Source organism: Clostridium arbusti SL206 (genome assembly GCF_000246895.1).
Taxonomy (GTDB): domain Bacteria; phylum Bacillota; class Clostridia; order Clostridiales; family Clostridiaceae; genus Clostridium_I; species Clostridium_I arbusti.
On the sequence record NZ_BAEV01000119.1, the window covers coordinates 1 to 10657 of the forward strand.

Sequence of the window (10657 nt, forward strand, 5' to 3'; positions counted from 1 at the left end):
AGAACTCACCCTTTATTTATTGCCAATATATAAAAAATATCAAACTAATTTGGAAATAACTAATCTATTGTACATACTATTATCTATCACTTCCTCAAAAATACTTATGAGTTTATTTCATTATAACAATTCTTATATATAAGCCACTATATATAATTTTAACACAATATTCTGTACTTCACTGCTTATATATATCCATTTATTTTAACATAATATAAAAACAATAATGATATGTTAAAATACTATACTATACTTATAATCAATAGTATAATATTTATAACACAAATATGAACTTTAAATTTAATATGATAAAGCCCAATAAAAAGGTTCTACATACATCATAAATTTAACAGGAGGATTATTATGAAAATTAACATTAGAGATGTAGCTAAAGAAGCAAACGTATCTATGAGTACAGTTTCAAGAGTTATAAACAATAATTATCCAGTTAAAGCTGAAACTAAAAAAAGAGTGGATGCAGCAATTAAGAAATTAAACTTTAGTCCCAATATATTAGCAAGATCTTTAGTACATCAAAATACAAAAACCATCGGTGTAATAGCTCCTAGTATAAATAACCTTTTCTTTCCTACTGTAATTAAAGGCATAGAACACATATTGAGAACAAATGAATATTCAATTTATCTTTGTGATACAGATGACAAAGCAGAAGATGAAGTAAAATATATAAAGTCATTACTAGGAAGACAAGTTGATGGGATAATTTCTATTGATCCTAAAACCGAAAACATTAAAAGTGGGTTTTATGAAGGCATAAATAATGAGATTCCTTTAGTATGTATTAATGGATATAATAAAAACATTAAATGTAACTTCGTTTTGAATGATGAAGTAAGTGGAGCTCAGCAAGCAATGAAATATCTGATAGATTTAGGTCATAAAAACATAATATTTGTAAGAGGTGAAAAAAGTAATTCCTATGACTTAAAAGAAAACGTTTATAAAAAAATATTAAAAGAAAATGGACTGATAAAAAGTAGAAAAATTGTTGATATTGGTGAAGGAAACAGCGATGAAACTGTTGAAAATACTATGAATATTATTTATAAAAATCTTCAGGACAATAAAGATAACTTTCCAATAGCATTTTTTACTTGCAATGATTTAATAGCACTAGGAGTTATGAATGCCTGTAAAAGATCAGGCTATGATGTACCTAATGATGTTTCTATTATCGGATTTGATAACATATCCATTTCTAGTCTAGTTGAACCAAAACTTACGACTGTAGATCAGAATATGTGTTCCTTAGGTGAAAATGCAGCAAATATGATTTTGGATATAATAAGAAGTAAAGATAAAAATTTAAAGAAGGTAATCTTAAATACTAAGTTAATTATAAGAAATAGTTGTATTAAGATATTGCCTTAAAGATCAACCTCTTAATAAATATTTTAAATTTATTTATTGATTATTAATAATAATATGTTAAAATTATATATAGAAAAGGTTTTCTTTAACAATTTTATTTATTGAGAGTCATGCTATTTTTATCTTTTACTCATATAAAATGGTAAAATAATGTTTATTATCTTTCTCTTTAAGAAAATAGCAATTACTAACATCCAATTACCCAATAAAAAATATAATATAAATTCAGGAGGTTTTTTATTATGGCTATTTTAGTTTGCGGTGGCGCTGGATATATAGGCAGCCATATGGTTGCTCATTTATTAGAAAATAAAAAGGAAGTTATCATAGTTGATAATCTTCAAAAAGGACACAAAGATTCACTTTTAGGTGGAAAGCTCTATGTAGGTGATTTAAGAGATACAGAATTCCTTAGCAAGGTTTTCACTGAAAATAAAATAGAAGCAGTTATAGACTTTGCAGCGGATTCTTTGGTTGGAGAAAGTGTAGAAAATCCACTAAAATATTTTAATAATAATATTGGTTCAACAATAAATCTTTTACAGGTTATGCAAAAACATAATGTAAAATATATTGTATTCTCTTCTACTGCCGCTACTTATGGTGAACCAGAAAATGTACCAATACAGGAGCAGGACAAGACCTTTCCTACTAACCCTTATGGGGAATCAAAACTTGCAGTAGAAAAAATATTAAAATGGTGTGATAAAGCCTATGGAATAAAGTATACTGCACTAAGATACTTTAATGCAGCCGGTGCTCATACAAACGGTAAAATAGGAGAAGATCACAGACCAGAAAGTCACCTTATCCCATTAATTTTACAAGTAGCCCTAAAGAAAAGAGAAAAGATAATGATATTTGGAGATGACTACGATACTGCTGATGGTTCCTGTGTAAGAGACTACATACATGTATCTGACTTAGCTGCAGCTCACCTTTTAGCATTAAAAAGACTACAAAATGGTGGGGATAGTAGAATCTATAATTTAGGAAACGGCAAAGGTTTTTCTGTTAAAGAAGTAGTTGATGTTACTAGAAAGGTTACTGGAGTAGAGATCAAAGCAGAAGTAGCGCCTAGACGTGCTGGTGATCCTGCAACTTTAATAGCTTCTTCTGAAAAAGCTATTGAAGAATTAGACTGGAAACCTCAGTACAATTCACTTGAAACAATAATTGATACAGCTTGGAACTGGCATAAAAATCATGTGGATGGTTATGAAAAATAAGTTATTAGCCTAAATATATGGTACAAATATTATTAATATATCTGTATGAAAGTATTAACATACTTTATACTAAATTACTGACACTATCAAATTATTGAATTTCAATAGATTTGATAGTGTTTTTCATTCTGTACTCTTTAGGACAACATCCTTTTATTTTTTTAAAAACTTTAGAAAATGTTAAAGGGTCATTATATCCTACTGAATGAGATATTTCACTAATACTTAGGGCGTAATTATTCATCAACTCACAAGCTTTCTTAATACGAAATTTTATTATAAATTCCTGCGGAGATTGCTTACAGTGATTTTTGAAAACATCACTGAAATAGCTTCTATTTAAACATAAATATTCCTCTGCTACATTTTTAATATTTATAGGTCTTGAATAATTTCTTTCTACATACTCAATAAATTTTTTAATATAAACATCCTTATTCCCATAGCCTGTAAAATTATGATTTTCTGCCGACTCTATAAGTTCTGAAAGAAGAATATATAAAAATCCTTGTAATCGCACTTCATTTGCCCAATGTAAATGTCTTACCTCCATCATTTGGAATAAACACTCTTTTGTGAATTTATTGTTATTGGTAAATATTGGATTATATCTATCCAAAGCTGCTTGTTTCAAATAATATTCTGCTTTTACTCCACTGAAACCAATCCATGCATATTCCCAAGGTTCTGAAAAATCTGCTTCATAATATGTAACAACATCTGGACATATGAGAAACCCTTGACCCTTATGTATATCATATACATTATTATCTACATGAAATTTACCCTTTCCATTAAGTACATAATGAATTAGAAAATGATCTCTTATGGCAGGCCCATAATAATGTCCAGAAGAACATTTCTCCATTCCACATTCATAGACAACCAAATCTATTCCATCTCTATTATTATTAAAAAAAGTATCCATTTTATCCCCCACTATCTAACATTTTACCATATTTATCTATCATCATCCTATTTAAATCTATTAAAAATAAAAATATAATAGACTTATGATAACGTTTAATTTCAAATTTAAATTTGAAATTTTTACGTTATGAATAATATTTCATTTAGAAAGGATAAAATCAAAAATGTCATTTAAAATTTTAGGTATACTTGCTGCAATATTAACCACCTCTTCTTTTATTCCGCAGGCGTTAAAGACCATAAAAACAAAAGATACTTCTAGTATATCATTTGGTATGTATATCATGTTTACCCTAGGTATATTGTTTTGGATATTTTACGGTTTATATATACAAGACATATCCCTTATAGCTGCTAATATAGTAACATTTATTTTTGCATTTATTATACTAAGCTATAAAATATTAAATCTGAAGAATTCTCAAGAAAAGTGAGAAAAACTAATATTATAATTTTTGTTTATTAAGAAAAAGCATGGCTATGAAATTCCAAAAAACATTAGATTTGATAATCATAAAAACTAAAAATTTCACTTTATAAAAAGTTACCGTAATTTAAAATATAAAACATAGAGACCAATATGGGAATATTATTCCTATTTTAGTCTCTATGTTAAATTTTTCTGCTCAAATTACTTATCATTAATTCATAAACCATCTGTAATCTTGCCTGCAGTCAACGTACACCTTCTTATCTTTAATCAGATTCTTACTCTTTTTATTCAAATATCTGATGTGTCCCCTCTCCTATTCCACTGGAATAAAAACTTGGTTCGTATCCAATTCTCTCTGTGTAAGTTTTCTTTACCTGTTCTGTAAATGTATCTATTTTATCCTTCCGAACTAAAGCTATAGCACAGCCGCCAAAACCAGCACCAGTCATTCTTGCTCCGATGCATCCTTCCGCCTTCAAAGCTTCTTCAACTAATGAATCGAGTTCTTTTCCTGTAACTTCATATAAATTTTTTAATGAATTATGTGACTCTATTAAAAGTCTTCCAAATTCCTCTAATTCACCTTTATTAAGACTATCAAAAGCACTTATAACTCTATCATTTTCATATACTGAATGCTTTGCTCTATCTTTGATTTTTTCATCAGTAAATAAATACTCTATCTTATCGAACTCTTTTGGTGTTAAGTCACACAAATTTTTAATGTTTTTTTGCTTCTGTATGATTTTTAAAGCTTCTTCACATTCTGCCCTTCTTTCATTATACTTAGATTCATTCAAAGCCCTTCTCTTATTAGTATTCATTATTACTATAGCATAATCTAAAAGCTTTACATCTGCATATTTATAATTTAAGCTATTGCAGTCTAAAAGAATAGCTTTATCTTTTTTACCCATTCCAACTGCAAATTGATCCATCACTCCGCAGTTAACCCCTACAAACTCATTTTCAGCTTTTTGAGCTATCTTAACTAATTCAACTCTATCTATTTTACCCTCATTAAATAAATTATTTAAAATTACACCAATTAGCACTTCAAGAGACGCTGAAGAAGATAACCCTGCTCCATTAGGTATATTACCACTTATGATTATATCCATACCCTTTACCTTATATCCCATATCAATCATTATCTTTATTACACCTTTAGGATAATTTGCCCAATCATCTTCTTCCTTATAGCTCAAATTATCTAAATCAGAACCAATCCTTAATTCAAAATTTGTAGATGCTAAATTCAGCTTATTATCATCTCTCACTTTAACAAGAGCATAGGTTCCAAAATCTAAAGCACATGGAAATACAAAGCCTCCATTATAATCTATATGCTCTCCTATAAGGTTAACTCTTCCTGGTGAAAAAAAAGTAAACTCACTTTTAACTCCATATATTTCTTCAAATTTTTTCTTCAAATCATTTATTTCCATAATACTTGCCCCCAAATTATAATATAAAATTTTTACCTGTTAATTAATATAAACTTAGAATGAGAAATAAAATCTCACTCTAAGCAATAGTCAATTTTAGAAAACCTTTTCTATCCTTATATATTAATATTATCAAATTAAATTTATATTTGCAATAGTTTTTTTAAACGTTTTCATGAAATATTTTAGTAAAATCATTTTATTGTTTAGTAAAAATCATCTTTAATTTTCATTGGTAATTTCAATAGTATAATTTACACTAATTAATATATATACTTTTCTTTGATTAAAATTATTTTGAAAACGTTTTTGTGAAAACTATTGCACTTTTGTAAAATACTTGATAAAATGATATTATAAACAATAGAAAACCTTTTCTTAATTTTAGTAAATGTTTACTAAAATTAAGAAACTTAAATTAACATTTTTTAGTGTTGCCAATTTTGTAGGTATGAGCGCTCAAGCTTACAGCAGCAATATGAGTGTTATGGTCTTGGAAGTTACTTCTAGACTTACTCTTGTTCCTGGTTCCAAGATATTTAAAACAGGATATTCCTAGATGAAGAAACATGTAAAGTTAACCAAAGAGAATTATCAGAATCATAAAATTTAGTAACAAAAAATATAAAGGGGGAAAACAAAAATGAAACAAAAAATTTCATATGCACTAGGTGCATTCGGACATGATATTTATTATGGGACATTATCAACATATTTCATGATTTTCGTTACAAAATCTATGTTTGAAGGAGCTCCAAAGGCGACTCAGGCTAAAATGATAGCTTTAGTTACCACATTAGTAGTAGGTATTCGACTAGTGGAAATTATCTTTGATCCAATTATTGGTGGTATTATCGACAACACTAAAACTAAATGGGGAAAATTCCGTCCATGGCTTTGTGTTGGCGGAACAATCAGTGCAATTTGCCTAGCAATGCTATTTACTAACTTCTTTGGACTAGCGACAAGTAACCAAACTTTATTTACAATTGTATTTATTAGTGTATTTATTATTTTAGACTGTGCCTATTCATTTAAAGATATAGCATTTTGGTCAATGATTCCTGCACTTAGTGAAGATTCAAGAGAACGTGGAAAAATAGCAACAATTGCTCGTTTCGCTTCATCATTAGGAGCCAATGGAACAACATTAGCGGTAGTTCCTATCGTTTCATTCTTTACCTTAATGTTTACAGGTCACGCAGGGCAAGCAGCTAGCGGATGGTTTGCTTTTGGTGTAATAGCCGCATTAATCTACGGTGTTACAAGTTGGATTACCGCTCTTGGCATAAGAGAAAAAAATAGTATTTTACGTCAACAAAAAGAAAAAACTTCAATTAAAGATATCTTTACTTCACTTGGTAAAAATGATCAATTAATGTGGTTAGCATTATCATATCTCTTGTTTGCTATTGGCAATGTAGCTACAACAGCCGTATTAATGCTTTATTTTCAATATGTAATCGGTAACATAACAGCTTTCTCAATTGTAGGTATCGTATCTTCAATTTGTGGTATTATATCTGTTCCGTTGTTTCCAATTATCACTAAATTTATTTCAAGAAAATACGTCTATGCACTTGGTATTTTATCAGTATTAATTGCCTATTTATTATTTAACACAGCATCATCAAATTTAGTATTAGTTGTTATCGGTCTAGTATTCTTCTATTTTCCAAATCAATTGATTTTCTTATCAGTGTTGATGACAATCAGTGACTCAGTAGAATACGGGCAATGGAAAAATGGAGTTCGTAACGAAGCAGTAACTTTATCTCTTCGTCCACTACTAGATAAAGTTGCAGGTGCTTTATCAAATGGTATCGTAGGTTTCATATCTGTAACCTGTGGTATGATTGGAAATGCACAAGCAAGTGATATAACAGTTAAAGGTATTTCAACATTTAAACTGTATTCTTTTTATTTGCCAGGAGCGTTAATGATTATCTCAGCTGTTATCTTCTTATGTAAAATTAAATTAACAGAGAAGAAACACGCTGAAATAGTAAGAAATTTAGAGGTGGCATTAGGAAAAACAACTAATTTATCGTAGCAGCACAATCTTGTGTTATGTATGGAACCGGATACATTTAATTAAAGTAAAAAAAGAACTCTATGGATAACATTATAAATATAAACTTAAATTTCCATTAGAAAAATATAAAATAATAGTCTAAGATAACCTTGTAAACCTAAATATAAGGATGTATCTTAGACTATTATTAAATTATATATAATTAAAAACTACTTTGCCTTATCTTTAATTTAGTGGACACTACTACTTTTTTGCTTATATTCCTACCATTGAATCTTTCCATTAATAAGTCTACTGCTGTTTCTCCCATAAGCTCCGTGTATACCTTTACTGTGCTTAATGACGGAGAGAAATATCTAGAAATGCTTATATCATTTACTCCTATTATATTCACACTTTTTGGCACAGAAATTTCTGCTTCTCCAAGAGCCTTTAAGCATCCCAGTGCCATAGAATCACTACCTACAAAAATAGCTGTAGGTAAATTATCTCCACTTTCATCAATAGCCTTTTTCATCAGTGTATAACCATCATTTACTGAAAACTTGCCTATATATACATTTTCTTCTTTAAGTAACTTCTTACTAGCCAAATAGGATTTAAAAGTCATTTCTCTACTATCTTCAATGTGATGATTATCATCTTTAAAACTTTCTCTTCCACCAATGTATCCAATATTTTCATGTCCTTTTTTCAAAAAGTAATCGATAACTTTTTTTGTCACATTTTCAAAATTAACCACAACAGAATCAAAATTATCTTCGTCTGGTGAATAATCTACAAACACAATATTTTTCGTTATTCCCTTAAACATATTTATTTCACCTTTACTGAATTTACCTACTGCAATAATACCTTGAATATTTTCTTTATTTAATTTATCTGAATTATTTTGAAAAAACTCTACTACACCCAAATTATAATGCTTGCAGTGCTTTTCTATTCCCAATCGAATAGACATATAATATAAATCATCTAATTCTTCTTCTCTTGTATACCAATGTATTAAAGCCACCTTTGTGTTCACTGTATTACGATTTGTACGTTTCTCATAGGAAAGTTTCTCTGCTATTTCAAAAACCTTCTTTTTGGTGGTATCACTTACAGATAATGTTTCATCATAATTTAATACTCTTGATACTGTAGAAATAGATACTCCTACTTCTTCAGCTATATCCTTTATAGTAGTCATATATAGAACCACTTCCTCACTATACATCGCATAACTTACGCCAAACGAATTGATTTTAATTATTATCACAACGTCTAAGCATCGGATAAATGTACTATACACAATCCTTATAGATTATCTTATTATAATTAATATATACTATATAATATGTTTTTTTCAAGACTTACTTAAAATCCCATAATATTTTCGTAATACTTTACTATATAAACACTAAAAAATATATTATTCTCTAAAATAAAAAGAAAAAGTTTTAGTAATGAACTTCTTTACTAAAACTTTTTAAAATTCACTGGCGTTATCTAAGAAATTCTATTTATAAAGCACTTAAATGCATCTAATCCTTCTTGATTACGTTTAAATACACCAGCATCTTCAAGCACTCTTAAAAACTTAGCTGCCGTTTCTTTTCTTACAATTTCTTGAACATTATCCTCATTAATTTTATCTTCATATTTTTCTTTAAGTGACTCAGCCCAGGTTATGTGGTTCTGTGAAATATTATTATCAATATTTAACAGATATTTTTCAACTTCCTTTAATTCAATCTTCAACCTTGCCGGCAATACTGCAAGACCCATAACTTCAATTAATCCTATATTTTCTTTTTTTATATGCTGTACGTCCTCATGAGGATGGAAAATACCCAGTGGATGCTCCTTACTTGTACGATTATTTCTAAGTACAATATCTAATTCAAATATACCATTTCGTTTTCTAGCAATTGGAGTCACAGTATTATGGGGTACATTTTCTGTATATGCATAAATACCTACTGATGGGTCACTGTATTTCCTCCATTCATTTAATATATAATCCGCCGCCTCTATCATAGCTGCTGTATTTTCAGCCTTTATTCTAATTACAGACATAGGCCATTTAACAATACCAAAACTTATATTAGGAAACTTATTCAATTTAAATTTATATTCCTCTTCTGCCTTTGCCATAGCAAATTCATACCTTCCGCCCTGATAATGGTCATGAGATAAAATTGATCCCCCTACGATAGGCAAATCAGCATTAGAACCTGCAAAATAATGTGGAAACTGTTTTACAAATTCTAGCAATCGTGAGAATGTATTTCTGTCCACTTTCATATCTCTATGTTCGCTTGAGAGTACAATACAATGCTCATTATAGTATGCATAAGGAGAATACTGAAAATTCCACTTTTCATCTAATAAATTCAAGCGAATCATACGATGGTTAGACCTTGCCGGATGTCCTGCTTTACCTGCATATCCCTCATTTTCAATACACAGTAAACATTTAGGATAGTTTGTACTCTTAACCAATTTTTCTCTAGCTATATCTTTAGGATTTTTTTCTGGCTTAGATAAATTTATAGTTATATCCAAATCTCCATATTCAGTAGCAGCCTTATAATTTATATTCCTAGCAATTTGCTTTGTCTGAATATAGTTATTGTTTTTACTCAATTCATAGAAGTAATTTGTTGCGACTTCTGGATTATCTTTAAATTTTTCATAAAAAATTTTATTGATTGTAGAAGGCTTTGACATAAAACAGTCCATTATTTTACTTGATAAAATTTCTTTTTCATAAAATAAATCTTCAATAATTTTATGTTCACAAGCATAACCTATGATTTCTTCAAGAAGATCCGGTATAGAATAATCTTCCCCTTTTACCGATTCCTTTAAAATAAAATCATTTATACCGAGAAGATCAATAATCTTATTTCTCACATATATTTCATCTTCTTTATCAATAAGATTTAAGTCTATTTCTTTATTAATTAACTTTTGAATAACTTGATATATATTCATTAATATTCCCCCTAAAAAGAAATTAAAAATTTTACTTACATCTTTTTCATTCAGTCAATCATAGAAAGCGTTTTCCATTCCTTTAAAAGAAATATATAAAAATCACTATTTAATATTATCATCTATAGAAAAATGCTTTATATAACTTTCTACAAGATTATATTTTTAGAACCCATATGTAATCCTTTACTTTAGCAAAAACAACAAT

Annotated in this window: 9 protein-coding genes; 5 read left to right on the top strand and 4 right to left on the bottom strand. The window is 28.6% G+C overall.

What is annotated here, in order from left to right; translation table 11 throughout:
* The first annotated feature begins 363 nt into the window (after nt 1–363).
* Together RH99_RS16070 and galE are read left to right on the top strand one after the other, a co-directional pair.
* Nucleotides 364–1392: a LacI family DNA-binding transcriptional regulator gene (locus RH99_RS16070; protein WP_010240618.1), complete on the top strand. Its 1029-nt coding sequence runs from the start codon at nt 364–366 to the stop codon at nt 1390–1392.
* Nucleotides 1393–1634: 242 nt separating this feature from the next.
* Nucleotides 1635–2621, top strand: a complete 987-nt coding sequence (gene galE / locus RH99_RS16075; RefSeq protein ID WP_010240619.1) for a UDP-glucose 4-epimerase GalE — start codon at nt 1635–1637, stop codon at nt 2619–2621.
* Between the two features lie 91 nt (nt 2622–2712).
* Here the strand turns inward: galE and RH99_RS16080 are convergent, their stop codons facing one another.
* On the bottom strand, nt 2713–3549 hold the full coding sequence (locus RH99_RS16080; protein WP_010240620.1) for an AraC family transcriptional regulator: 837 nt from the start codon (nt 3547–3549) through the stop codon (nt 2713–2715).
* A gap of 166 nt (nt 3550–3715) precedes the next feature.
* Here RH99_RS16080 and RH99_RS16085 point away from each other — a divergent pair, with 166 nt between their 5' ends.
* Nucleotides 3716–3985, top strand: coding sequence for a SemiSWEET transporter (locus RH99_RS16085; RefSeq protein WP_010240621.1), 270 nt, complete (start codon nt 3716–3718; stop codon nt 3983–3985).
* A 283-nt stretch (nt 3986–4268) separates the two neighbouring features.
* Here the strand turns inward: RH99_RS16085 and RH99_RS16090 are convergent, their stop codons facing one another.
* Nucleotides 4269–5432: a galactokinase gene (locus tag RH99_RS16090; protein ID WP_010240622.1), complete on the bottom strand. Its 1164-nt coding sequence runs from the start codon at nt 5430–5432 to the stop codon at nt 4269–4271.
* Between the two features lie 391 nt (nt 5433–5823).
* On the opposite strand from RH99_RS16090, the gene RH99_RS19335 reads away from it, so the two are divergent.
* Both RH99_RS19335 and RH99_RS16095 read left to right on the top strand, forming a co-directional pair.
* The gene (locus RH99_RS19335) at nt 5824–5991 is read left to right on the top strand and encodes a hypothetical protein (RefSeq protein ID WP_162470902.1); all 168 of its coding nucleotides are present in this window, start codon (nt 5824–5826) and stop codon (nt 5989–5991) included.
* 84 nt (nt 5992–6075) lie between these two features.
* Nucleotides 6076–7485 (top strand): glycoside-pentoside-hexuronide (GPH):cation symporter, encoded by a 1410-nt coding sequence (locus tag RH99_RS16095; protein WP_010240623.1) that lies wholly within the window; start codon nt 6076–6078, stop codon nt 7483–7485.
* Between the two features lie 184 nt (nt 7486–7669).
* On the opposite strand, the gene RH99_RS16100 is transcribed toward RH99_RS16095, so the two are convergent.
* Both RH99_RS16100 and galT read right to left on the bottom strand, forming a co-directional pair.
* On the bottom strand, nt 7670–8659 hold the full coding sequence (locus tag RH99_RS16100; protein WP_010240625.1) for a LacI family DNA-binding transcriptional regulator: 990 nt from the start codon (nt 8657–8659) through the stop codon (nt 7670–7672).
* Nucleotides 8660–8958: 299 nt separating this feature from the next.
* Complete coding sequence (gene galT, locus RH99_RS16105) at nt 8959–10449, bottom strand: UDP-glucose--hexose-1-phosphate uridylyltransferase (RefSeq protein ID WP_010240627.1); 1491 nt, start codon at nt 10447–10449, stop codon at nt 8959–8961.
* Nucleotides 10450–10657 lie beyond the last annotated feature (208 nt).

Excerpts from the sequence above, each read along its gene's own strand:
- RH99_RS16090 (WP_010240622.1), bottom strand. The coding sequence starts at position 5,432 with ATGGAAATAAATGATTTGAAGAAAAAATTTGAAGAAATATATGGAGTT.
- RH99_RS16100 (WP_010240625.1), bottom strand. The coding sequence starts at position 8,659 with ATGACTACTATAAAGGATATAGCTGAAGAAGTAGGAGTATCTATTTCT.
- RH99_RS16070 (WP_010240618.1), top strand. The coding sequence starts at position 364 with ATGAAAATTAACATTAGAGATGTAGCTAAAGAAGCAAACGTATCTATG.
- galT (WP_010240627.1), bottom strand. The coding sequence starts at position 10,449 with ATGAATATATATCAAGTTATTCAAAAGTTAATTAATAAAGAAATAGAC.
- RH99_RS19335 (WP_162470902.1), top strand. The coding sequence starts at position 5,824 with ATGTTTACTAAAATTAAGAAACTTAAATTAACATTTTTTAGTGTTGCC.
- galE (WP_010240619.1), top strand. The coding sequence starts at position 1,635 with ATGGCTATTTTAGTTTGCGGTGGCGCTGGATATATAGGCAGCCATATG.
- RH99_RS16085 (WP_010240621.1), top strand. The coding sequence starts at position 3,716 with ATGTCATTTAAAATTTTAGGTATACTTGCTGCAATATTAACCACCTCT.
- RH99_RS16095 (WP_010240623.1), top strand. The coding sequence starts at position 6,076 with ATGAAACAAAAAATTTCATATGCACTAGGTGCATTCGGACATGATATT.
- RH99_RS16080 (WP_010240620.1), bottom strand. The coding sequence starts at position 3,549 with ATGGATACTTTTTTTAATAATAATAGAGATGGAATAGATTTGGTTGTC.